This is a genomic window from Rhizobium sp. KNZ2-6A (genome assembly GCF_056755475.1).
Map to the genome: position 1 here is coordinate 21,798 of NZ_JBNDIC010000043.1, position 23,719 is coordinate 45,516.

Below are 23,719 nucleotides of genomic sequence, written 5' to 3' on the forward strand. Positions count from 1 at the left end.
TATCCGCGACGTGTTCGCCCGAAGGCAGGCCCCGACCGCACCTGCGCAATCGGAAAAGATCTTGTTCTGTTTGCGAAGCTTTTTCGTCCTTTCGGGACTTGTCGTTTTTATTGCATGTGCGAATGTGCGGCCGGGTCGTGATCGGGATGAATGCATGCGTTATTCGGCTTATCAGCTTCTAAAACAGGCGTTTTCGGGCAATCGCCATTGGCAGCCGGTGTGGCGGACGCCGGAGCCGAAGCCACATTATGACGTGATCATCGTCGGCGGTGGCGGCCATGGATTGGCAACGGCCTATTACCTTGCCAAGGAATTCGGCATTACCAATGTCGCGGTGCTGGAAAAAAGCTATATCGGCTCCGGCAATGTCGGCCGCAACACGACGATCATCCGCTCCAACTATCTGCTGCCCGGCAACGAACCCTTCTACGAGTTCTCGATGAAGCTCTGGGAAGGGCTGGAGCAGGATTTCAACTATAATGCCATGGTCTCCCAGCGCGGCATCGTCAACCTGTTCCATTCCGACGGCCAGCGCGACGCCTATGCCCGGCGCGGCAATGCCATGCGCATGCACGGCGTCGATGCGGAGCTGCTCAATCGCGAGCAGGTTCGGCGAATGATGCCGTACCTGAATTTCGACCATGCGCGCTTTCCGATCCTCGGCGGCCTCTTGCAGCGGCGCGGCGGCACGGCGCGGCACGATGCGGTTGCCTGGGGCTATGCGCGCGGCGCCGACAGCCGTGGCGTCGATCTCATCCAGCAATGCGAGGTAATCGGCATCCGCCGCGAGAACGGCATCGTTACCGGCGTCGAAACCAATCGCGGTTTCATCGGCTGCAACAAGCTGGCGCTTGCCGCCGCCGGCCACACCTCGATCCTCGGCAACATGGCCGATCTGGAACTACCGATCGAAACGCATGTCCTGCAGGCCTTCGTCTCCGAAGGCCTGAAGCCGGTCATCGACAATGTCATCACCTATGGCGCGGGTCATTTCTATATCTCGCAGTCGGACAAGGGCGGCTTGGTCTTCGGAGCCGATATCGACTACTACAGCTCCTATGCGCAGCGCGGCAATCTCGCGACCGTCGAGCATACGATAGAGGAGGGGGTGGCGCTCATCCCCGGCCTGTCGCGCGTGCGCGTGCTGCGCACCTGGGGCGGCGTCATGGATATGAGCATGGATGGTTCGCCGATCATCGACCGCACCCCCATCGAAAATCTCTATCTGAACTGCGGCTGGAACTATGGCGGCTTCAAAGCGACGCCGGCGTCGGGCTACTGCTACGCGCATCTGATCGCCAGGGGTGAAAGCCATGAGGTCAGCCGTCTCCTGCGCCTTGACCGCTTCGAGCGCGGTTTCGCGATCGACGAGAGCGGCAAGGGTCCGCAGCCGAACCTGCATTGAGGGCACGAAACCAATGGCAAGCTTGATCAACTGCCCGCATTGCGGCGTGCGACCCAAGGAAGAATTCTCCATTCGTGGTGCTGCTTCCGTCGTCCGGCCGGCGCCGACGGCGCCGGATGAGGACTGGAATCGCTACGTCTTCATCCGCGATAACGAGCGCGGCCGGATTCAGGAATATTGGCATCATGGCGCCGGATGTCGCCGCTGGCTGGTCGTCGACCGCAGCAATGTCACCCACGAGATCTTTTCCGTTGTCGATGCCGAGGACAAGGCGAAGGAGGCGGCACGATGACGGCCTATCGTCTGTCCACCGGCGGTCTCGTCAATCGCAGCCGTCCGCTTTCGTTCAAATTCGACGGCAAGGAAATGAAGGGGCTGGAGGGCGATACGCTCGCCGCCGCTCTTCTTGCCAATGATCAGCTGCTGGTCGGGCGCAGCTTCAAATACCATCGGCCGCGCGGCATCCTGACGGCGGGCTCGGCCGAGCCCAACGCGCTTGTTACTATCGGCAAGGACGGCCGCACCGAGCCGAATACACGCGCCACCGTCGCCGAACTCTATCAGGGCATGACGGCCGTCAGTCAGAACCGCTGGCCGTCGCTGAGACATGATTTCGGCTCGATCAACGGCTTGCTCTCGCCCTTCCTTGGCGCGGGTTTCTACTACAAGACCTTCATGTGGCCGGCCGCCTTCTGGGAGAAGGTCTACGAGCCGATTATCCGGCGCGCCGCCGGCCTCGGCAAGGCGGTCATGCAGGCCGATCCCGACCGCTATGAGAAGGCATGGGCGCATTGCGACCTACTTGTCATCGGTTCGGGGCCTGCGGGCTTGATGGCGGCTCTGACCGCCGCGCGTGCGGGCTTGCGTGTCGTGCTGGCCGATGAAGGGTTCCGGTTTGGCGGCTCGCTTCTTTCCGAAAAGCTGACGATCGGCGGCGCTTCCGCCGATGTCTTCGTCCAGGCGGTGCTGGAGGAGCTGCAGAGCTTCGACAACGTGACCTTGATGCCGCGCACCACCGTCTTCGGCTGGTATGACGGCAATGTCTTCGGCGCGGTCGAGAAGGTGCAGAAGCATGTGGCGATGCCATCGCCCGACCTGCCGGTGGAGCGTCTCTGGCGCATTGCCGCCAAGCGCGCGATCCTCGCCTCGGGCGCGGAAGAGCGGCCACTGGTGTTCGGCGGCAACGACCGTCCGGGCGTGATGATATCAGGCGCGATGCGCAGCTACCTCAACCGCTATGGCGTTGTTGCCGGGCAGAAGGTTGCGGTTTTCACCAATGGCGGCTCCGGCTACCGCACCGCCGCCGATCTGGCTGGCGTGGGCGTCGAGATCTCGGCGATCCTCGATACGCGAGCCGCATCGACTGATACCGCGCCTCAGGGCGTCCGCGTGGTGCATGGAGCGACGGTGCACGCAACCAAGGGCAAATATCGCATCAGCGGCGTCATCGCCGATCGTGGCGGCCTGGATGAGCTGATTGACTGCGATGCGCTGGCCATGTCCGGCGGCTGGTCGCCGATCATCCATCTAGCCTGCCAGCGCGGCGCCAAGCCGGTATGGTCGGACGAAAAGCAGGCCTTCATGGCGCCGATCGTCGGCGGCGAGCTGGAGATTGCCGGTTCTGCAGCTGGTATCGAGGGCGTTTCCGGCTGCCTCGCCGACGGCGCGGACAAGGCGCGGAAGATCGTCGAAAGCCTGGGCCGCACGGCTCGTGCGGCTGACCTGCCTGAAGTCGAGGGCGAATATGATCCGTCCTTCGCGGCGATCTGGCATGTGCCGGGCGCGAAGGACAAGGCATTCGTCGATTTCCAGAACGATGTCCATGCCAAGGATCTCGGCCTCGCACTGCGCGAGGGCTTCGGTCATGTGGAGCATGCCAAGCGCTATACGACCAGTGGCATGGCGACGGACCAGGGCAAGCTCGGCAATGTGAATGCCGCCGGTATCATCGCCGGCATGCGCGGCGTCAGCCCCGCCGCTGTGGGCACGACGACGTTCAGGCCGTTCTACACGCCCGTCTCCTTTGGCGCGCTGGCGGGCACGGCCCGCGACAAGCATGCGCAGCCGGTGAGGGAATCGCCGCTGCATGGCTGGGCAAAGAAGAACGGTGCTACCTTCGTCGAAGCCGGTCTCTGGTATCGTTCGTCGTGGTTTGCCCGGCCGGGCGAGAAGGGCTGGCGCGACAGCGTCGACCGCGAAGTGCTGAACGTCCGCAACAATGTCGGGCTTTGCGATGTCTCGACGCTCGGCAAGATCGAGATTTTCGGCAAGGATGCGGCGGAGTTTCTCAATCGCCTCTATTCCAACGCCTTCCTGAAACTGCCGATCGGCAAGGCCCGCTACGGCTTGATGCTGCGCGAGGACGGCATGGTCTTCGATGACGGCACGACGAGCCGGCTGACGCCGGATCATTTTTTCATGACCACCACGACGGCCATGGCCGGCGAGGTGATGACGCATATGGAATTCGCAGCGCAGACACTTTGGCCGCAGCTCGACGTTCGCTTCGTCTCCTCTTCCGATCAATGGGCGCAGATGGCGATTGCCGGTCCGAAGGCGCGGCTGGTGCTGGAGCAGATCGTGGAAGACGATATTTCCGACGCGTTCTTCCCGTTCCTCGCCGCCGCCGAAGTCCTGCTGAAAGGCGGGTTGAGGGCGCGCTTGTTCCGTATCTCCTTCTCGGGCGAACTCGCCTACGAGCTTGCCGTGCCGGCCGGCTACGGTGAGGCGGTGGCGGACGCGATCATGGAAGCGGGCAAGGCGCACGGTATCTGCGCCTATGGCGTCGAGGCCCTCAACGTGCTGCGCATCGAGAAAGGCCATGTTACCCACAACGAGCTGGATGGCCGCACCACGCCCGACGACGTCGGGCTCGGGCGAATGATGGCGGCGCAGAAGCCGGATTTCATCGGCAAGAGGCTGTCCACCCGCTTTGGTCTGACCGCCGCCGATCGTGGGCAGCTCGTGGGGCTGAAGCCTCTGGATACGACGAAGGAAATTCATGCCGGGGCGCATCTTTTGAAGGAAGGCGCCACGCCATCGACGGTGAACGATCAAGGTCATGTCTCCTCGTCCTGTTTCTCGCCCGTCCTCGGCCATTCGATTGCTATGGCCTTCCTGAAATCGGGCCGGGAGCGCATTGGCGAGCATGTGGTCGTCTGGGACGGATTACGCGGCGAGGAAGTGCCGGCGGAAGTCTGCAGTCCGGTCTTTGTCGATCCAGGCAACAAGAAGCTTTTGGGGTGATGGATCGATGAGCGTCGCGTTTCAGAACAGGCACGTACTGGAAGATCATATTTCCGGTTTCGAGGCTGCCGCCAATCCGAATCATCTTATCGTCGTGCGCCGTCCCGCCATCTTCTCCGTGCTTGGCAGCGCCGGGGATCATGATGGCGTTCTAGCGAGCCTGAAGGCGATCAAGGACGTATCCGTCCGCGATGTCGGACCGAGGGAATGGCTTGTCGTGTCGGGGACGCTTGGCGCCGATAGCGTGGCGCGGGATCTCTTCAAGCTCGATCCGGCCCGGCTTTCCTTCTTCGAGCAGAGCGACGGCCGCGTGCTGCTTCGCATTTCCGGCCCTAGCGTGCGTCGTATTCTCGCCAAATGCGTAGCGGTCGATCTGCATCCGCAGGTCTTCGCCGAGGGGCAGTCGGCCAGCATGTTGTGCTGCCATGTCAGCGCCAATGTCGCCCGCACCGGCTCCGATAGTTTCGAAATCATCGTGCCGCGCTCCTATGCCGGCAGCGTGTTCGAAGAGATCATGGAGATGGGGCGGGAGTTCGCGCTGACGGCTGGTTTTGCCGACTGAAAAGCTCCGCGACGGCGGAGACCGAGTGGTTCACTGGCTGGCTTGTGCCGCCGATAGCCGATGGCGCGATCCGAACAATTGTGATGGCGCAAACAGACATATCGGTTTCGCAGTTCGGGCTATTTGGCCTTCCGGATAGTCTCTAGGTTTCCTCTCAAATGCGGTCGGTCGCGCGGGAAGACACCCGGCGGCTTCGTACCGAAAACAGGGGATTCCCAGATGAAAAGCCATGCCAAGGTCGTCGTCATCGGTGGCGGTGTCGTCGGATGTTCGGTGCTCTATCACCTCACCAAATTCGGCTGGACGGATGTGGTGCTGCTGGAGCGTTCCGAGCTGACATCTGGGTCGACCTGGCATGCCGCAGGCGGCATGCATACGATCAACGGCGATCCGAATGTTGCCAAGCTGCAGAAATATACGGTCGAACTCTATAAGGAGATCGAGGAATATTCCGGTCAGGACATCGGCCTGCACCTGACCTCCGGCCTGATGCTGGCAGCGACCCCGCAGCGCTTCGACTGGCTGAAATCCATTCTCGCCAAGGGCCGCTACAACGGCCTGGAAGCGACGCTGCTGACGCCGAAGGAAGCGCATGAGATGATGCCGCTTCTCGATCCCGATCAGTTCGTCGGCGCGCTCTACGATCCCGTCGAGGGTCATCTCGACCCTTATGGTACGACGCATGCCTATGCTCGCTCCGCCAAGAAGAACGGTGCGGAAATCCATCTTCACACCAAGGTGGAAGAGCTGGTGCAGCGAGAGGACGGTTCCTGGCGTGTCATCACGAACCAGGGCGAGATCATCGCCGAGCATGTCGTCAACGCCGCCGGCCTCTGGGCACGGGAAGTCGGCCGTATGGTGGGGTTGGAGCTGCCGGTGCTCGCGATGGAGCACATGTACCTGATCACCGAGGACATGTCTGAGGTCATCGACTTCAACAAGTCGACGGGCAAGGAGCTGATGCACTGCGTCGACTTCGATGGCGAGATCTATCTGCGCCAGGAACGGCAGGGCATGCTGATGGGCACCTATGAGAAGGCATGTCGCCCATGGTCGCCGCTGACGACGCCCTGGGATTTCGGTCACGAACTGCTGGCCGAGGATATCGAGCGCATCACGCCGGAGTTGGAAGTCGGCTTCCGCCATTTCCCGGCCTTCAACAATGCCGGGATCAAGAAGATCATCAACGGCCCATTCACTTTCTCGCCGGACGGCAATCCGCTTGTCGGCCCGGTGCGCGGCTTGAGGAACTATTGGTCGGCCTGCGCCGTCATGGCCGGCTTCAGCCAGGGCGGCGGCGTGGGGCTCGCGCTTGCCAACTGGATGATCTACGGCGATCCGGGTTTTGACGTCTTTGCGATGGACGTCTCGCGCTATGGCGACTATGCGACGCTCGCCTATACGAATGCCAAGGTGCGCGAGAACTATGCCCGCCGCTTCTCCATCCGCTATCCGAATGAAGAACTGCCGGCTGCGCGTCCGCTGTTGACGACGCCGATCCATGACAAGCTGAAGGAGGCCGGCGGCGTTTTCGGCGCTTACTATGGCCTTGAGCAGGCTCTGTGGTTTGCTCCGCAGGGTGAGGTCGATCAATTCTCCTGGCGCCGTTCCAATGATTTCGACGTCGTCGGTGCCGAAGCCAAGGCGGTGCGCGAGAGCGTCGGCCTGATGGAGACCTCGGGCTTTGCCAAATATTCGGTCAAGGGACCGGGGGCGGAAGCTTTCCTCGATAAGCTGCTGACCTGCCGCATTCCGGCCGTGGGCCGGATGACGCTGGCGCCGATGCTGAAGCACGACGGCAAGCTCATCGGCGATTTCACGCTGGCAAAACTCGGCGAAGGGGATTTCCTTCTCATCGGCTCGGGCATCGCCGAAGCCTATCACATGCGCTGGTTCGAAAGCCTGCTGCCGAAGGATGGTTCGGTCGAACTGCAAGCTCTCGGCCTTTCGCTGCTGGGCCTGTCGATCGCCGGCCCGAACGCCCGCAAGCTCATGCAGAAGCTGACCCATCAGGATCTCTCCACCGCAGAATTTCCCTTCATGTCGATCCGCCGCATGAATCTCGGCATGGCGCCGGCGATCGTCGGCCGGGTCTCCTACACGGGCGATCTCGGCTATGAGATCTGGATGAAGCCGGAATATCAGCGCTACATCTTCGATCTCCTGATGGAGGAGGGGAGCGAATTCGGCATTCGGCTCTTTGGTCTGAGGGCATTGAATGCGCTGCGGCTGGACAAGTCCTATGGCAGCTGGGCGCGCGAATATCGCCCGCTTTATGGACCGTTGGAAGCAGGACTGAACCGCTTCGTGGCGCTGTCCAAGAAGGCTGATTTCGTCGGCAAGGCGGCCGCAGCCAAGGAGAAGGCGGAAGGCGGGGTACTGCGGCTGCGCACCTTCATTCTCTCGGCCTGGGACGCCGATGTCATCGGCGACGAGCCGATCTATCACAACGGCGCCGTCTGCGGCTGGGTAACGTCGGGCGGCTATGCGCACGGCTCCGGCCTTTCGGTTGCCGTCGGCTATGTGCCGAAGGAAATCGCCGACGAGGCGCAGGGATGGTCGATCGAATTGCTCGGCGAGCTTCTGCCGGCGAAACTGCAGGCCGAGCCGCTGTTCGACGCCGACGGAGCCCGCATGCGCTCTTGAAAGACGCCAAGTTACGGGCAAGCGGCGGCTCCTTGTGGGATCCGCCGCTGACGAAACCTTTTCAGCGCGAGCGCGGCACAAGGCGGTTTTGGCTATTTTTGAGCCAGGACCTGCCGCTTTTGTGTCATTTTTGGTCGGATTCGCATCAGCGGACAGCGATTTGAAAAGAATTTGTCAATTTCTTGCCTTTTTGGCTTCACATTTCCTTCGAAAACAGTATGGAATCGCGGCCACGGGCCTTCGCGAAGGAACCTAAAAAAGTAATAAGAGATGTGGTGGACTGACGCCGCATCCAGGGGAAATGACATATGGATTATTTTATCCAGCAGCTCTTAAACGGGCTGACTCTCGGGTCTATCTACGGCCTGATTGCCATCGGCTACACCATGGTTTACGGCATCATCGGCATGATCAATTTTGCCCACGGTGATGTTTTCATGCTCGGCGGTTTTGCCGCTCTCATCACTTATCTCGTCCTTGTTTCGCTCTTCGCCGGCTTGCCGGTGGCGATCCTGTTGCTTGTCATGCTTATCGTCGCGATGCTGATGACGAGCCTTTGGAACTGGGTGATCGAGCGGGTCGCTTATCGGCCGCTTCGCGGTTCTTTCCGCCTTGCGCCGCTGATTACGGCAATCGGCATGTCGATCGTGCTGTCGAACTTCATCCAGGTCGCTCAGGGTCCGCGCAATAAGCCGATCCCGACGCTGGTGGGTGATGTCTATGATTTCGGCGGCGTCTCGGTGTCGCTGAAGCAGATCGTCATCTATATCATCACGGTCGTGCTGCTGGCCGCCTTCTGGTATCTGGTCAACAAGACGGCGCTTGGCCGCGCCCAGCGCGCCACCGAGCAGGATCGCAAGATGGCGGCTCTGCTCGGCATCAATGTCGACCGCACCATTTCCGTGACCTTCATCATGGGTGCGGCACTAGCTGCCGTCGCCGGCACGATGTATCTGATGTATTATGGCGTCGCGAACTTTTCGGACGGTTTCGTGCCGGGGGTCAAGGCCTTCACCGCGGCGGTTCTCGGCGGCATCGGTTCGTTGCCTGGCGCAGTCCTTGGTGGCCTGATGATCGGTCTTATCGAGTCGTTCTGGTCGGGCAATTTCGCCATCGCGTACAAGGATGTCGCAACATATGGCATCCTGGCCTACGTGCTGATCTTCAAGCCGACGGGTATTCTCGGACGGCCGGAAGTCGAAAAGGTATAACGTCATGGCAAACTCAAATTTTGTTGCAGGCAAGACCGCGCCCGGCCTTGTCCAGAAAGGGATTACGGACGCTTTCTGGACCGCGCTGATCGCCTTCGGCATGTTCGTTCTCTACATCGGTCTGAGGACCGATCAGAATATGGACAACAAGCTGATCATCGTGCAGCGCTGGGGCCTGCTGGCATCCATCGTCGCCATTGCGGCTGCCGGCCGCTTTGTCATGACGGTTTTCGTTCAACCCTATCTCAGCGCCAGGAAGGCCGTGAAGGCCAAGGCGCCGCCGGTTGTCGCGGAACCGGGCTTCATTTCCAAGAATTTCAACGGGATCGCGCTGGCTCTCCTGCTGGTCTATCCGTTCATCGCACTGGCGCTCCGTGGCCCACAGGGGTCGCTGGTCTTCGTCGATAACTTCGGCATCCAGATTCTCATCTATGTGATGCTCGCTTGGGGCCTGAACATCGTTGTCGGCCTTGCCGGCTTGCTCGACCTCGGCTATGTGGCCTTCTACGCGGTCGGCGCCTATTCCTATGCTCTGCTGTCGACGCATTTCGGCCTGTCTTTCTGGGTGCTTCTGCCGCTTTCGGGTATCTTTGCCGCGCTTTGGGGCATGATTCTCGGCTTCCCGGTGCTGCGACTGCGCGGCGACTATCTGGCGATCGTCACGCTGGCGTTCGGCGAAATCATCCGCATGGTGCTGATCAACTGGACGGATGTGACGCAGGGTACTTTCGGCGTCTCCAACATCACCAAAGCATCGCTGTTCGGGCTTTACACTTTCGATATCAAGGATCCGACCAATTTCGTCCGCACCTTCGGGCTGCCGATGTCGACGGCCTGGTACAAGATCTTTCTCTTCTACGTCATCCTGGCGCTCTGCATGCTGACTGCCTTTGTCACCATCCGCCTGCGCCGCATGCCGATCGGGCGTGCGTGGGAGGCGTTGCGCGAAGATGAAATTGCCTGCCGTTCACTCGGCATCAACACGGTGACGACGAAGCTTACCGCTTTTGCCACGGGGGCCATGTTCGGGGGCTTTGCGGGCTCCTTCTTTGCCGCTCGTCAAGGTTTCGTTTCGCCGGAATCCTTCGTGTTCCTCGAATCGGCGGTGATTCTCGCAATCGTGGTCCTTGGCGGCATGGGGTCACTGCGGGGAATTGCGATTGCGGCCATCGTGATGATCGGCGGCACGGAAGCGCTGCGTTATATGGGCTTCCTCAAGTTCTTCTTCGGCGAGGATTTTACGCCGGAACTTTACCGTATGCTGATCTTCGGGCTCGCCATGGTGGTCGTGATGATCATCAAGCCGCGTGGCTTTGTCGGCACGCGTGAGCCGACCGCCTTCCTCAAGGAGCGAAAAGCGGTCGCAGGCAGCTTTACCAAGGAGGGCCACGGCTGATGAGCGCTGTGACCGCAACCCCCGACGATATCCTGCTGAGGGTCGATCATCTGTCGATGAAGTTCGGCGGCCTGATGGCAATCAACGACTTCTCCTTCGAGGCGAAGCGCGGCGACATCACGGCGCTGATCGGCCCGAACGGCGCCGGCAAGACCACGGTCTTCAACTGCATCACCGGCTTCTACAAGCCGACGATGGGCATGATCTCGCTCAATCAGAAGAGCGGGAAGGAATATCTCCTGGAACGGCTTCCGGATTTCCGGATCACGCGCGAGGCCAAGGTGGCGCGCACTTTCCAGAATATCCGCCTGTTTTCCGGCCTGACCGTGCTCGAGAACCTGCTGGTGGCGCAGCATAACAAGCTGATGCGCGCTTCCGGCTATACGATCCTCGGTCTTCTCGGGATCGGCCGGTACCGCAGCGAAGCGAAGAATGCGATCGAGCTTGCGCGCTTCTGGCTTGAGAAGGCCGATCTCATCGACCGCGCCGACGATCCCGCCGGTGATCTTTCCTACGGTGCCCAGCGCCGCCTGGAAATCGCCCGCGCCATGTGCACGGGACCTGAATTGCTCTGCCTCGACGAGCCTGCGGCCGGTCTTAACCCCCGCGAATCCCTGGTTCTTAACGAGTTTTTGCGCAGCATCCGCAAGGATCTCGGCACATCGATCCTGCTGATCGAACACGACATGTCGGTGGTCATGGAAATTTCCGACCATGTCATCGTGCTCGAATACGGACAGAAGATCGCCGACGGTACGCCGAATGAGGTCAAGAACGATCCAAGGGTGATCGCCGCTTATCTGGGTGTCGAGGATGAGGAAGTGGAAGAGGTGATTGCCGAAGTCGAACACCTCCAAGAGGGTGAAAATTGATGGCGGGGCAACCACTTCTGAAGGTCGCGGGTGTCGAAACCTATTACGGCAACATCCGCGCGCTTGCCGGCGTCGATATCGAAGTCAACAGCGGTGAGATCGTCAGCCTGATCGGTGCCAACGGTGCCGGAAAGTCGACGCTGATGATGACGATCTGCGGCAGCCCGCAGGCTCGCACCGGATCGGTCACCTTCGACGGCCGCGATATCACCCACATGCCGACGCACGAGATCGCGCGGCTTCGGATCGCCCAGTCGCCCGAAGGCCGCCGCATCTTTCCGCGCATGACGGTCTACGAAAACCTGCAGATGGGCGCGAGCCTCGACAAGCTCAGGCATTTCAATGAGGACGTCGAGAAGATCTTCACGCTGTTCCCGCGCCTTAAGGAGCGCCAGTCGCAGCGCGGTGGTACGCTTTCGGGCGGTGAGCAGCAGATGCTCTCGATCGGCCGCGCGTTGATGGCACGTCCCAAGCTGCTGTTGCTGGATGAGCCGTCGCTCGGCCTTGCGCCTTTGATCGTCAAGGGCATCTTCGAGGCCATCAAGGTCTTGAACCAGACCCAGGGGCTGACGGTCTTCCTTGTCGAGCAGAATGCTTTTGCGGCGCTGAAGCTATCCGACCGCGCCTATGTGATGGTCAACGGCCGTGTGACGATGAGCGGTTCGGGCAAGGAACTGCTCGCCAATCCGGAAGTGCGCGCCGCCTATCTTGAAGGCGGACATCATTGAGTTTCGTTTCGCGGAGAATTTGACATGCAGGGACTTCTCTTCGATAGCGATACCGGCGGCCGCCTGGTCATCCGCGCCGTTATCGTCATCCTCGGCTTCTGGACGGCATGGCGCACCGGCCGCGCTGTCGCATCCAACTGGGAAAGCTATCCGCTCGCGGTGATTTACAGCTTTCTGCTCGGGTTTGCGCTGCAATTCCTGCATCACGCGCTGTTCGATGGGCCGGTGTTCGATCTCACTATCTACATCATTGACGTGGTTCTTCTGCTCGTCTTTGCGACGGCTGGATACCGGTATCGGCGTACCGACCAGATGGTGAATAATTATTACTGGCTCTATGAAAAGACCTCGGCCTTTTCTTGGAAGAAGAAGAATTGACAGTGCGCCTAAACTAGGCTCAGTCTGCGTTCAGAAAAAGCGTCATCCTGCCCCCAATAAAGCAAACGACATATGGCAGGGTCATGCTTCCAGAGTTCGGAAATACAAAGCGTTACCGGCGTGATGATTGGTGGGTATCGCGCAGGGCAAATCGAACGGAACCCGCTCAAAAATTGGGAGTAACAATATGAAGAAGTATCTTCTGTCGGCGGTGGCTTTGTCGGCGATGATCGCGTTCAGCGGCGTTGCCAAGGCCGACATCATTATTGGCGTTGGTGGTCCGTTGACGGGCCCGAATGCTGCGTTTGGCGCGCAGCTCCAGAAGGGTGCGGAACAGGCTGCTGCCGATATCAATGCGGCCGGCGGCATCAATGGGGAAAAAGTCAAGATCGAACTCGGCGACGACGTCTCCGATGCCAAGCAGGGCGTTTCGGTCGCCAACAAGTTCGTCGCTGACGGCGTGAAGTTCGTGATCGGTCACTTCAACTCGGGCGTTTCCATCCCGGCTTCGGAAGTCTATGCCGAAAACGGCATCCTGCAGATCACGCCGGCTTCGACCAATCCGAAGTTCACTGAACGCGGCCTGTGGAACACCTTCCGTACTTGCGGTCGCGACGACCAGCAGGGCGAGGTTGCCGGCAAGTATATCGCCGACAATTTCAAGGGCGCCAAGGTTGCCGTCGTTCATGACAAGACCCCGTATGGCCAGGGCCTGGCCGACGAAACCAAGAAGAACCTCAACGCCGCTGGCGTGAAGGAAGTTCTCTACGAAGGCATCACCCCCGGTGACAAGGACTACTCCGCCCTCATCGCCAAGATGAAGCAGGCTGGCGTCGACTTCGTCTATTACGGCGGTCTGCATACCGAAGCCGGCCTCATCATGCGTCAGCTGGCCGACCAGGGCGTAAAGGCTCACTTCATGTCCGGCGACGGTATCGTCTCGAACGAGCTGGCCTCGATCGCCGGCGACGCCGTCGACGGCACGCTGATGACCTTCGCGCCGGATCCGCGCAAGAACAAGGCTTCCGCCGATCTCGTCGCAAAGTTCCGCGCTGCAGGCTATGAGCCGGAAGGCTACACGCTCTACTCCTACTCGGCTCTGCAGGTTATCGCCGACGCCGCCAAGGCTGCCGGTTCCAACGATCCGATGGCTGTTGCCGACGCTCTGAAGGCAAAGGGTCCGTTCAAGACCGCCATCGGCGAACTCGGCTTCAACGCCAAGGGCGATATCACCCGTCCGGACTACGTCATGTACAAGTGGGCTAAGGGTTCCGACGGCAAGTACAACTACGACGAAATCTCGAAGTAATCTTTGCACTGCCTTTTCAGGCATTGCTCATGATCAGAGGAGCCCGGCCATCGGCCGGGCTTTTCTCATGCCGTTTTCATAGCCGCAAAGCCGGTTCGCCGTTCCCTTCGTGCAAGAGCTGCTTTAAATCTGCCCTTGTATCGGCAGGAGGAAGGCAGCATGAGCAAACCCCGTATTCTCGTTACCCGGCGCTGGCCGGCTGCGGTCGAGACCGTGCTTTCGGAACGTTTCGACGTCACGCTGAACAAGGACGACGTCGCGCTCGATTCGGCGCAATTGCGCGAGGCGCTGCTGACCTATGACGCGGTTCTCCCGACCGTCTCCGACAAGCTTCCGGCCTCATTCTTCGAAAGTCAGGCGATCCGGACGAGGATCCTCGGCAATTTCGGTGTCGGCTTCAATCACATCGATATCGCCGCCGCCAAGGAAAAGGGCGTCGTCGTCACCAACACGCCTGGCGTGCTGACGGACTGCACTGCCGATATCGCCATGCTGCTCCTGCTTTCCGTTGCCCGGCGCGGTGGGGAAGGGGAGCGCGAGCTCAGGGCCGGGGCATGGACCGGCTGGCGGCCGACGCATCTCGTCGGCACCAAAGTCACCGGCAAGACGGTCGGCATCATCGGCTTCGGCCGCATCGGCAGGGCATTTGCACAGCGCTGTCATTTCGGCTTCGGCATGGATGTCGTCTTCCATAATCGTTCCGCCATCGATCCGATGGAAGCCGCGCGTTATGGCGCGGTGCAATTGCAGAGGGTGGAGGATGTTCTCGAAATCTCGGACTTCGTCTCCCTGCATTGCCCAGGCGGCGCCGAAAACCGCCACCTGATGAATGCGGCCCGCTTCGCGGCCATGAAACCCGGTGCCTTTCTGATCAATACGGCAAGGGGAGATGTCGTCGACGAAGCGGCGTTGATTTCAGCACTGGAGCAGGGGACGATCCGCGGCGCCGGCCTCGACGTCTATGAGGCCGAGCCGCACGTTCCCGAGCGCCTGCGGGCGATGGACAATGTCGTGCTCCTGCCGCATCTCGGCAGCGCCACGGAAGAGACGCGCACCGCGATGGGTATGAAGGTGGTGGACAATATCACCGCCTTCTTTGCCGGACATCAGCCGCCGGATCGGGTGACTTAATAGTTTCTCCCGGCAAGAGGCGAGGCAATCGCATTTGAGGCACATCGGCGCCGCAAGTTCCTTCTCCCCGAGGGGAGAAGGCGAACGCGGCAGCGACCTCATTTCACATGCGATTGCCCTGCCGTTTGGAGGAAAGGGAAATGACCTGCCCTTACACTTCGTGCAGAACATGCGCCGCCTTGACGGCGGCGGATGCCCGGTTTTCGACGCCAAGCTTCACATAGATCTGCTCCAGATGCTTGTTCACTGTGCGGGCTGATAGGCCGAGGATTTCGCCGATGTCGCGGTTCGATTTACCCTTGGCGAGCCATAGCAGCACTTCGGATTCGCGTTGCGTGAGCGCGAAATGCTGGCGCAAGGCTTCGTCGTCGGCGCGCTGACTGGTCGCCGTCAGCCGAAACAGATATTCGTCGGGGCCGATAGCGCCGAGGAAGGTGAATTGCAACGCCGCCTGGCCGCCATTGCTGATCGAAAGAAGATTGTCGCGTGCGGCCCCAAGCCGCTCCCGTTCCAGCATGAAGGCGGCAATGTGTTTCGAGGCGAGATCAAGCCCGTCGTCGCTGCCGGTCGCGGCATTGATGAGGCGGGTTGCCTGCGGCGTCGACCAATGGATGGCGCCGTTGCCCTTGACGGCCAGGAGATGGCGGCCGGCGGCATCGAGCGCCACCCGCGCGCTCTGGGCGGAGCGGGCATTGCGCAGGTGAACTCGGATACGGGCGCGCAGCTCGTCGACATTGATCGGCTTGGTGAGATAATCGACGCCGCCGGATTCCAGCGCGTGCACCACATGCTCGGTTTCGGTGAGCCCGGTCATGAAGACGACGGGAATCTGCGCGATGCCCGCATTGGCCTTCAGCCGGCGGCAGGTCTCAAAACCATCCATGACAGGCATGACGGCATCGAGCAGGATGAGATCGGGCGTGATGCGCTCGACGATGTTCAGCGCCGCCGATCCGGAGGTGGCGATCAGCACGGAGAAGCCGGATTGCTCGAGTGCATCCGTCAGGAAGCCGAGCGCCTCGGGCGAATCGTCCACCAGCAAGACTATGTCGCGGGGAAGGGTGGGCTTAGCCAATCTGTTCTACCTTTTCAGTGTCGAAGGTGCGCAGCACGTTCAGGAAACCATCGAGATCGAAGGCCTGCACATGAGCGCGCAAGGCGTCGGTGAAGGGCCTGTTCTCGTCCAGCTTGGCGAGATCAGCAAGCTTCGCCTCGATGCCCCTGATATAGCCGATTTCGCCGAGCCGCATCAGCTCGCGGACATGCTCTATCCCCGGGCTCTTCAGCGGCGGTGGCGGCTTCGGCGCGACCGGGGCGGAGGCGTCGGCATAAAGCCATTTCAGCCCGAGATGCAGTGCAAGCTTGTCGCGAAGCTGGCGGATGTCGACCGGCTTGGAGATGGCGTCGTTATGGCTGTCGTCGCTGTCGGCCGCGGCGGCGGCATCACCGATATTGGCCGACAGCATCAGGATCGGCGCCGTTTGGCCGTTCTTTCTGAGCCGCGAGACGAGCTGCCAGCCATTCATGCCCGGCATGGAGATATCGACCAGAAACAGATCCGGCTTGATGCCTTCGATCAGCGTCAGGCAATCGGGACCGCCGGCGGCGGTCAGCACGATGAAATCGAGTGGCGACAGGATCTCGCGCATCAGTTCGCGATGATCCTCATTGTCATCGACGACGACGATAGTGCGGCGCGGTCCCTCGTAGCCGGCAATACGCTGTTCCTGCGCCGGCGGTTTCATCGGCCGGATCACGGCAGACAGCATCAGGCGCACCTTGAAGGTCGAGCCCACATCTTTCTCGCTCGTCACGGAAATCTCGCCGCCGAGCGTATTGGTCAGCAATTGCGTGATGGTGAGACCGAGGCCGAGGCCGGGCATTGGCCTTATGCTGTCGGCCTCGCCGCGCTGGAAGGGCTCGTAGATGCGGGTGATGTCCTTTGCGGCGATGCCGCGACCGGTGTCGGAAACGGTGAAGGTGGCGACCTGGTTGCGGTAAGCCACTTCGAAGCGAACGGTTCCGGTATCGGTGAATTTAATGGCATTGGAAAGAAGATTGACGAGGATCTGGCGCAGCCTCTTTTCGTCGGTGCGGACATAGTCGGGCAGGGCGGCGGAGCGCTCATGGAAGAAGGTCAGCCCCTTGGCCTGCGCCTGCGGACGGAACATGTCGACGATCTGGTCGAGGAAGTCGTGGATGTTGATTTCGTTGGAATAGACCTGCAGGCGGCCGGCCTCGATCTTCGAAATATCCAGCAGCCCGTCGATCAGGCCCGAAAGATGCTCGGCGCTGCGGCGGATGACCTTCAAAGAGGATTGCCGGGGCGCCGGAATGGTCTCGTCGCGCTCTAATATCTGCGCATAGCCGAGCACAGCATTGAGCGGCGTGCGCAATTCGTGGCTCAGGCCGACGACATAGCGGCTCTTGGCGCGGTTCGCCGCCTCGGCCGCTTCCTTGGCGCCCTGCAGGGCGGCGTCGGTTTTCTTGTGCGCGGCAATTTCCTTCAGCAGCAGCGTATTCTGGCGCGAGGATTCCTCCTCCGCGACCACGCGGCTGTCATGGGCAAGCACATAGAACCAGCAGACGACGCCGGCGATGACGGCAAAGACGAAGAAGACGATGAGAATGGTGCGGTTGACGACGGCGGCCGTCTCGGGAGAGGCGGCGCCGACCTGATGCGCGATCATCGCCAGGATTGCGCCCACGGCGGTCAGTGCCACGGCGACGGCAATGCCGTATCGGCCGAGCCGGGTGGCGAGCTTTGCGACGATGCTTTCCGGCAGCAGGGTCCTGGCAACGGTTGCGACCTGCGTATTGAGCCGCGCTTTCGGCTTGCACATGTCGTGGCAGCGGCTGTCGAGCGAACAACAGAGCGAGCAGATCGGCGCGGCGTAGGCCGGGCACCATGCCATGTCCTCCGGCTCGAACGGATGTTCGCAGACGGAGCAGGTAATGGTCGTCAGGTTCTTCCAGCTCTGCCGAGGCTTGCGGGCGAGGTAATATTTGCCCTTGGTGGCCCAGGCGATGGCGGGCGAGGCGATGAGTGCGACGATCAGGGTGATATAGGGCGCAAGTGAAGCCGCGATCGAGCCGAAAGCGCCGAAATGGGCAATCAGCGAGATTGTCGCGGATAGGGCCATTGCGCCGAGGCCGACCGGATTGATGTCGTAGAGATGCGCGCGCTTGAATTCGATGCCGGGCGGGGCCAATCCCAGCGGCTTGTTGATGAAGAGATCGGCGGAGATGGTGCAGAGCCAGGCCATGGCGATGATCGAGAAGATGCCGAGCGTCTCTTCCAGCAGCCGATAGATGCCGAGTTCCATCAAGAGCAGCGCGATGGCGACATTGAAAACGAGCCAGATCACGCGGCCGGGATGGCTGTGCGTCAGCCGCGAAAAGAAGTTCGACCAGGCGAGTGAACCGGCATAGGCGTTCATGACGTTGATCTTGAGCTGCGAGATCATCACGAAGGCGGCCATCAGCAGTAGTGCGGCATTATGCCAGGGGATCATGTAGCCGAAGGCGGTGAGATACATTTGCGCGGGATCGGCGGCGCGATCGGCCGGCACGCCGGAGGTCAGCGTCAAGACGACGAGGAAGGAGCCGGCCAGCAGCTTCGGCGCGCCGATGATGACCCATCCCGGCCCAGCAAGGAAGATGGCCAGGCGATGGCGCCATTTGCGGTGGCCGTCCGGCGGCAGGAAGCGCAGGAAATCGGCCTGCTCGCCGATCTGCGACATCAAAGCGAGGATGACGGCGGAAGCGGCACCGAATTCCACCAGATCGAAGGGGGCGGCGCTGCCCGGCGCGCTCGCAGAATGATGAATACCGGCAAAGGCGCGCCAAAGGTCGAATTTACCCCAGTCGGCAAAGGCAATGAAGACGAAGGGCAGGACGTTGAGAACGATCCAGAAGGGCTGCGTCAGCAGTTGGAACCGGCTGATGAGACGGACACCGTGGGTGACGAGCGGGATCACCATGACGGCGCTGATGATATAGCCGATCCAAACGGGTATGCCGAGTGTCAGCTCCAGCGCCCCGGACATGATTGACGCCTCGATCGCAAACAGCATGAAGGTGAAGCTGGCGTAGATCAGCGAAGTGACGGTCGAGCCGATATAGCCGAAGCTCGCGCCGCGTGTCAGGAGATCGATATCGACGCCGTGGCGGATGGCATAGCGGCTGATCGGCAATCCGATCGCCAACATGACGATGCTGGCGACGATGATGGCGTAAAAGGCGTTGGTGGTGCCGTAGGAAAGCGTGATCGTGCCGCCGATCGCCTCCAGCGCCAGGAAGGAAATGGCGCCGATCGCGGTCTGCGAGATGCGTTGCGAGGAGAATTGGCGCGCGCTCTTGGCGGTGAAACGCAGGGCATAGTCTTCCAGCGTCTGGTTCGCGACCCAGCGATTGTACTCACGTCTTACTGGAATGATGCGTTGCCGCGCAGCCATGCTTGCCCTTCAGTAGTCCCGCCCTGGTAGTTCCGGCAGTTCAGAGACGTCGTAACATGGATCGATACGGTGCTTAAGGGCATACGGGTGCTCAAAGCTGCACATTTCGCCCCGACGCCTACGTCATATTACGTATGTGGTTTCCTGAAGGGCTGCCGGATAGTCGCGAAAGGCAACGGTCATCTTCACTTACCGGCCGTTGCGGCAGACAAAAAGAGGGGAACCACAGATGAAATTCAAGACTCTCGTCTCCGGCGCGCTGCTTGGCGCCATCATGTCCTCGACCGCATTCCACGGCGCTTTTGCAGCCGACGACACCATTAAGGTCGGCGTCCTGCATTCGCTTTCCGGCACCATGGCGATCTCGGAAACGACGCTGAAGGACGCCATGCTGATGCTCATCGACGAGCAGAACAAAAAGGGCGGCGTTCTCGGCAAGAAGCTCGAGCCCGTCGTCGTCGACCCGGCCTCCAACTGGCCGCTCTTTGCTGAAAAGGCCCGTGAACTGATCCAGAAGGACAAGGTCTCTGCCGTGTTCGGCTGCTGGACCTCGGTGTCGCGCAAGTCGGTTCTGCCCGTCTTCAAGGAACTGAACTCGATCCTGTTCTATCCGGTGCAGTTCGAAGGTGAAGAGTCCGAGCGCAACGTCTTCTATACGGGTGCCGCTCCCAACCAGCAGGCAATTCCGGCCGTCGACTACCTGATGAAGAACGAAGGCGTGCAGCGCTGGGTGCTCGAAGGCACCGACTATGTCTATCCGCGCACGACCAACAAGATCCTCGAGGCCTATCTGAAGTCCAAGGGCGTCAAGGACGAGGACATCATCATCAACTACACGCCATTCGGCTTCTCCGACTGGCAGACGGAAGTCTCCAAGATCAAGGCCTTCGGCGCGGCTGGCAAGAAGACCGCTGTCGTCTCGACGATCAATGGCGATGCCAATGTTCCCTTCTACAAGGAACTCGGCAACCAGGGCGTCAAGGCTGAGGATATTCCGGTCGTCGCCTTCTCCGTTGGCGAAGAGGAACTGGCCGGCGTCGACACCAAGCCGCTGGTCGGGCATCTCGCCGCCTGGAACTACTTCCAATCGGTCGATACACCCACCAATGCCGCCTTCATCAAGGAATGGCATGCCTACACCAAGAACGACAAGCGCGTGACCAACGACCCGATGGAAGCCGCCTATATCGGCTTCAACATGTGGGTGAAGGCCGTCGAGAAGGCCGGCACGACCGATCCGGACAAGGTGATCGACGCGCTCGTCGGCGTTTCCGTTCCGAACCTCACCGGCGGCACCGCCACCATGATGCCGAACCACTACATCACCAAGCCGGTTCTGATCGGCGAAGTGCAGGAAAATGGCCAGTTCGACGTCGTGTCGCAGACCCCCGCCGTGGTCGGCAAGGAATGGTCCGACTACCTGCCCGACAGCAAGGACCTGATCTCGGATTGGCGCATGCCGATGAACTGCGGCAACTTCAACGTTTCCACCGGCAAGTGCGGCGGCAAGGGTTCCTGATTTCCAGCCGAGATGACGCAAGACCGCCGCGGGCAGGCTTCTCTGCCCGCGGCAGCTTGAGGGGACAAGCCCAATGTTCGACAAATTCGTTTACCGCATGGCCCTGGCGCTCGTCGCTGGCTTCTGCCTGGTGCTGGCGCTGACGGCCACGAGCCTGTGCGCCGAGGAGGATGCGCATGGCCTGATCAATTCGCTCGGCCAGGCCAACTTCCAAAAGGCCGGCGAGATCGTTCAAAACCTGGCGAAAACAGGCGACCCCAAGGTCGTGCCGGCATTGCAGGCCTTCTCGGACGGCGATCTCTATATAAGAAAATCCGATAATCAGGTTTTCATCGCCAAGTCCTCCGGCGAGATGCTGGACCTGGTAGACCCGCTGACCGGGCAGGCGGCTGGCCAGGAAGCCAAGGACAATCTCGGCAAGATCAAGATCAACAACAATCTGCGCCGAGCAGTTCGCGCGGCTCTCGGCGGTTTGACGCTGATGAGCCCGGATCGCGCGACACGGCTGGAGGCGGCGCAATCCATTTTGAAGGCCCCGAGCGCGGATTCGCTGGAGGCGCTCGAAACCGCGCTGCAGAGCGAAAAGGACGGAGAAATTCGCGGCGTGCTCGAAAGGGCGAGGGCCGTTGCCGTGCTCGGTTCGGATCGCCCCGTGGGAGACAAGAAAACGGCGATCGAGACGATCAAGAATGAAGGCGGCCGGGATGCCATCGGCATTCTCTCGGCAGTTTCGGTGGATGACAGCCTCAAGCCGGATGTCGCGGCCGCTATCGCCGGCATTCAGGAGCAGTTGAAGTTCTGGGATGCTGTGCAGAATGTCTGGTACGGCCTATCGCTTGGCTCGGTGCTGCTTCTGGCTGCCATCGGCCTTGCCATCACCTTCGGCGTCATGGGCATCATCAACATGGCGCATGGCGAGATGGTGATGCTGGGCGCCTATTCGACCTTCGTCGTTCAAAGCATTATCCGCACCTCCTATCCCCAGTTGTTCGATTGGTCGCTGGCGATCGCCCTGCCGGTCGCCTTCGTTGTGACGGGTGCAGTCGGCCTCGTCATCGAGCGGGGCGTCATCCGCTTCCTCTATGGCCGGCCGCTGGAAACGCTGCTCGCCACCTGGGGCATCTCTTTGATTCTGCAGCAGGCGGTGCGTTCGATCTTCGGGCCGACCAATCAGGAGGTTGGCAACCCCTCGTGGATGTCCGGTTCGTTCGACCTCGGCTACCTCTCCATTACTTGGAACCGGCTCTGGATCATCGTCTTTGCGCTTGGCGTTTTCGTCGCCTTGTTGTTGCTGCTGAAGCGCTCGGCCTTCGGGTTGCAGATGCGGGCGGTGACGCAGAACCGGCGCATGGCCTCCTCGATGGGGATACGTACCTCCTGGGTCGATGCCTTCACCTTTGCGCTCGGTTCCGGCATTGCCGGCATGGCGGGTGTCGCGCTCTCGCAGATCGACAATGTCTCGCCGAACCTCGGCCAGAGCTACATTATCGACAGCTTCATGGTCGTGGTGTTCGGCGGCGTTGGCAATCTCTGGGGAACGCTCGTCGGCGCCTTCTCGCTCGGCATCCTCAACAAGTTCCTCGAACCTTATGCGGGGGCGGTGCTCGGCAAGATCCTCGTTCTCGTCCTTATTATTCTTTTCATCCAGAAACGTCCGCGCGGGCTCTTCGCCCTCAAGGGAAGGGCGGTGGAAGCATGATCACGGCCTTTATCCTTCGCTCACTCGACCGGCGTATCAGCATCGCCATCGCGATCCTGCTTGCCGTGGCGGTGCTGGTACCGCTCGCCAATCTGGCCTTGCCCGAAACGAGCGCGTTGCATGTACCCACCTACCTGATGTCATTGTTCGGCAAGTACCTGACCTATGCGCTGCTCGCCTTGGCGCTGGATCTGGTCTGGGGCTATTGCGGCATTCTCTCGCTTGGCCACGGCGCTTTCTTCGCGCTCGGCGGCTATGCGATGGGCATGTATCTGATGCGGCAGATCGGTTCGCGCGGTACCTATGGCAATCCGATCCTGCCCGACTTCATGGTCTTCCTGAATTGGAAGGAGCTGCCGTGGTTCTGGCATGGCTTCGATCATTTCTGGTTCGCCATGCTCATGGTCCTCATCGCGCCAGGCCTGCTCGCATTCGTGTTCGGCTGGTTTGCCTTCCGCTCGCGCGTCAACGGCGTCTACCTGTCGATCATTACGCAGGCCATGACCTATGCGCTGCTGCTTGCCTTCTTCCGCAACGACATGGGTTTCGGCGGCAATAACGGCTTGACCGATTTCAAGGATATTCTCGGCTTCAATATCCAGGCCGACGGCACGCGCGCCGTGCTTTTTGCGGTGACGGCGGTATTCCTGGCGCTGGCGCTGATGCTGTCCTCTGCCATCGTGCGGTCGAAATTCGGCAAAGTGCTTGTGGGCGTGCGCGATGCCGAAAGCCGGACGCGTTTCCTCGGCTATCGCGTCGAGCACATGAAGCTCTTCGTCTTTGTCGTATCGGCGATGATGGCGGGGATTGCCGGCGCGCTCTACGTGCCGCAGATCGGCATCATCAATCCCGGTGAGTTCGCGCCGGCCAATTCGATCGAAGTCGTCATCTGGACGGCCGTCGGCGGCCGCGCAACCCTGATCGGCCCGATCATCGGCGCCATCCTCGTCAATGGCGGCAAAACTGTCTTCACCGGCCTGTTTCCCGAGTTCTGGCTGTTTGCGCTCGGCGGCCTGTTTGTCGCGGTGACGCTGTTCCTGCCCAAGGGCATCGTCGGCACCATCGCGCAATATCTCGGCGGGAAAGGCACGCCGGCAAGCCCGCCGCCGAAAGCTGCGAAGGATGACGCCCAACAGTCCGTGCAGGCGGCGGAGTAGGAC

17 protein-coding genes are annotated in these 23,719 nt (G+C 60.8%); 15 read left to right on the forward strand and 2 right to left on the reverse strand.

Features of this window, described 5'->3' with window-relative positions; genetic code table 11:
- The first annotated feature begins 154 nt into the window (after positions 1-154).
- The 12 genes from ACPYOP_RS24760 (at position 155) to ACPYOP_RS24815 (ending at position 14,884) form a co-directional block, all read left to right on the forward strand.
- Positions 155-1,405, forward strand: a complete 1,251-nt coding sequence (locus ACPYOP_RS24760) for a sarcosine oxidase subunit beta family protein (protein WP_481412923.1) — start codon at positions 155-157, stop codon at positions 1,403-1,405.
- A 13-nt stretch (positions 1,406-1,418) separates the two neighbouring features.
- Positions 1,419-1,697 carry a sarcosine oxidase subunit delta gene (locus ACPYOP_RS24765; protein WP_481412924.1) on the forward strand — a complete coding sequence of 93 codons (279 nt, stop codon included), beginning with the start codon at positions 1,419-1,421 and terminating at the stop codon, positions 1,695-1,697.
- Entirely contained in the window at positions 1,694-4,651 is a 2,958-nt protein-coding gene (locus ACPYOP_RS24770; RefSeq protein WP_481412925.1) for a sarcosine oxidase subunit alpha family protein, read from the forward strand. Before ACPYOP_RS24765 ends, ACPYOP_RS24770 begins: the two co-directional genes overlap by 4 nt.
- A gap of 7 nt (positions 4,652-4,658) precedes the next feature.
- Positions 4,659-5,213, forward strand: a complete 555-nt coding sequence (locus tag ACPYOP_RS24775) for a sarcosine oxidase subunit gamma (RefSeq protein WP_481412926.1) — start codon at positions 4,659-4,661, stop codon at positions 5,211-5,213.
- A 219-nt stretch (positions 5,214-5,432) separates the two neighbouring features.
- A complete protein-coding gene (locus tag ACPYOP_RS24780) occupies positions 5,433-7,859 on the forward strand; it encodes a GcvT family protein (protein ID WP_481412927.1) in 2,427 nt (808 codons plus the stop codon).
- Positions 7,860-8,167: 308 nt separating this feature from the next.
- Positions 8,168-9,070, forward strand: a complete 903-nt coding sequence (locus ACPYOP_RS24785) for a branched-chain amino acid ABC transporter permease (RefSeq protein ID WP_481412928.1) — start codon at positions 8,168-8,170, stop codon at positions 9,068-9,070.
- A 4-nt stretch (positions 9,071-9,074) separates the two neighbouring features.
- Entirely contained in the window at positions 9,075-10,466 is a 1,392-nt protein-coding gene (gene livM, locus ACPYOP_RS24790; RefSeq protein ID WP_481412929.1) for a high-affinity branched-chain amino acid ABC transporter permease LivM, read from the forward strand.
- The gene (locus ACPYOP_RS24795; protein ID WP_481412930.1) at positions 10,466-11,338 is read left to right on the forward strand and encodes an ABC transporter ATP-binding protein; all 873 of its coding nucleotides are present in this window, start codon (positions 10,466-10,468) and stop codon (positions 11,336-11,338) included. Before livM ends, ACPYOP_RS24795 begins: the two co-directional genes overlap by 1 nt.
- A complete protein-coding gene (locus ACPYOP_RS24800) occupies positions 11,338-12,066 on the forward strand; it encodes an ABC transporter ATP-binding protein (protein WP_481412931.1) in 729 nt (242 codons plus the stop codon). Before ACPYOP_RS24795 ends, ACPYOP_RS24800 begins: the two co-directional genes overlap by 1 nt.
- Positions 12,067-12,090: 24 nt before the next feature.
- On the forward strand, positions 12,091-12,444 hold the full coding sequence (locus ACPYOP_RS24805) for a DUF6867 family protein (RefSeq protein ID WP_481412932.1): 354 nt from the start codon (positions 12,091-12,093) through the stop codon (positions 12,442-12,444).
- A 187-nt stretch (positions 12,445-12,631) separates the two neighbouring features.
- Entirely contained in the window at positions 12,632-13,753 is a 1,122-nt protein-coding gene (locus ACPYOP_RS24810; RefSeq protein WP_481412933.1) for a branched-chain amino acid ABC transporter substrate-binding protein, read from the forward strand.
- A 159-nt stretch (positions 13,754-13,912) separates the two neighbouring features.
- Positions 13,913-14,884, forward strand: coding sequence for a 2-hydroxyacid dehydrogenase (locus tag ACPYOP_RS24815; RefSeq protein ID WP_481412934.1), 972 nt, complete (start codon positions 13,913-13,915; stop codon positions 14,882-14,884).
- Between the two features lie 151 nt (positions 14,885-15,035).
- On the opposite strand, the gene ACPYOP_RS24820 is transcribed toward ACPYOP_RS24815, so the two are convergent.
- Positions 15,036-15,959, reverse strand: a complete 924-nt coding sequence (locus tag ACPYOP_RS24820) for a response regulator (RefSeq protein WP_481412935.1) — start codon at positions 15,957-15,959, stop codon at positions 15,036-15,038.
- Positions 15,952-19,341, reverse strand: coding sequence for a hybrid sensor histidine kinase/response regulator (locus ACPYOP_RS24825; protein ID WP_481412936.1), 3,390 nt, complete (start codon positions 19,339-19,341; stop codon positions 15,952-15,954). The genes ACPYOP_RS24820 and ACPYOP_RS24825 overlap by 8 nt, the downstream gene beginning before the upstream one ends.
- A gap of 229 nt (positions 19,342-19,570) precedes the next feature.
- Here ACPYOP_RS24825 and urtA point away from each other — a divergent pair, with 229 nt between their 5' ends.
- The 3 genes from urtA to urtC all read left to right on the forward strand — a co-directional run bounded on the left by urtA (position 19,571) and on the right by urtC (position 23,716).
- Positions 19,571-20,860, forward strand: a complete 1,290-nt coding sequence (urtA, locus tag ACPYOP_RS24830) for an urea ABC transporter substrate-binding protein (protein WP_481412937.1) — start codon at positions 19,571-19,573, stop codon at positions 20,858-20,860.
- 73 nt (positions 20,861-20,933) lie between these two features.
- Positions 20,934-22,559: an urea ABC transporter permease subunit UrtB gene (gene urtB, locus ACPYOP_RS24835; protein ID WP_481412938.1), complete on the forward strand. Its 1,626-nt coding sequence runs from the start codon at positions 20,934-20,936 to the stop codon at positions 22,557-22,559.
- Positions 22,556-23,716, forward strand: coding sequence for an urea ABC transporter permease subunit UrtC (gene urtC, locus ACPYOP_RS24840; protein ID WP_481412939.1), 1,161 nt, complete (start codon positions 22,556-22,558; stop codon positions 23,714-23,716). The genes urtB and urtC overlap by 4 nt, the downstream gene beginning before the upstream one ends.
- Positions 23,717-23,719 lie beyond the last annotated feature (3 nt).

Bases quoted from the DNA above. Each gene is read 5' to 3' on its own strand.
- ACPYOP_RS24760 (WP_481412923.1), top strand. From the start codon at position 155: ATGCGTTATTCGGCTTATCAGCTTCTAAAACAGGCGTTTTCGGGCAAT.
- ACPYOP_RS24765 (WP_481412924.1), top strand. From the start codon at position 1,419: ATGGCAAGCTTGATCAACTGCCCGCATTGCGGCGTGCGACCCAAGGAA.
- ACPYOP_RS24770 (WP_481412925.1), top strand. From the start codon at position 1,694: ATGACGGCCTATCGTCTGTCCACCGGCGGTCTCGTCAATCGCAGCCGT.
- ACPYOP_RS24775 (WP_481412926.1), top strand. From the start codon at position 4,659: ATGAGCGTCGCGTTTCAGAACAGGCACGTACTGGAAGATCATATTTCC.
- ACPYOP_RS24780 (WP_481412927.1), top strand. From the start codon at position 5,433: ATGAAAAGCCATGCCAAGGTCGTCGTCATCGGTGGCGGTGTCGTCGGA.
- ACPYOP_RS24785 (WP_481412928.1), top strand. From the start codon at position 8,168: ATGGATTATTTTATCCAGCAGCTCTTAAACGGGCTGACTCTCGGGTCT.
- livM (WP_481412929.1), top strand. From the start codon at position 9,075: ATGGCAAACTCAAATTTTGTTGCAGGCAAGACCGCGCCCGGCCTTGTC.
- ACPYOP_RS24795 (WP_481412930.1), top strand. From the start codon at position 10,466: ATGAGCGCTGTGACCGCAACCCCCGACGATATCCTGCTGAGGGTCGAT.
- ACPYOP_RS24800 (WP_481412931.1), top strand. From the start codon at position 11,338: ATGGCGGGGCAACCACTTCTGAAGGTCGCGGGTGTCGAAACCTATTAC.
- ACPYOP_RS24805 (WP_481412932.1), top strand. From the start codon at position 12,091: ATGCAGGGACTTCTCTTCGATAGCGATACCGGCGGCCGCCTGGTCATC.
- ACPYOP_RS24810 (WP_481412933.1), top strand. From the start codon at position 12,632: ATGAAGAAGTATCTTCTGTCGGCGGTGGCTTTGTCGGCGATGATCGCG.
- ACPYOP_RS24815 (WP_481412934.1), top strand. From the start codon at position 13,913: ATGAGCAAACCCCGTATTCTCGTTACCCGGCGCTGGCCGGCTGCGGTC.
- ACPYOP_RS24825 (WP_481412936.1), bottom strand. From the start codon at position 19,341: ATGGCTGCGCGGCAACGCATCATTCCAGTAAGACGTGAGTACAATCGC.
- urtA (WP_481412937.1), top strand. From the start codon at position 19,571: ATGAAATTCAAGACTCTCGTCTCCGGCGCGCTGCTTGGCGCCATCATG.
- urtB (WP_481412938.1), top strand. From the start codon at position 20,934: ATGTTCGACAAATTCGTTTACCGCATGGCCCTGGCGCTCGTCGCTGGC.
- urtC (WP_481412939.1), top strand. From the start codon at position 22,556: ATGATCACGGCCTTTATCCTTCGCTCACTCGACCGGCGTATCAGCATC.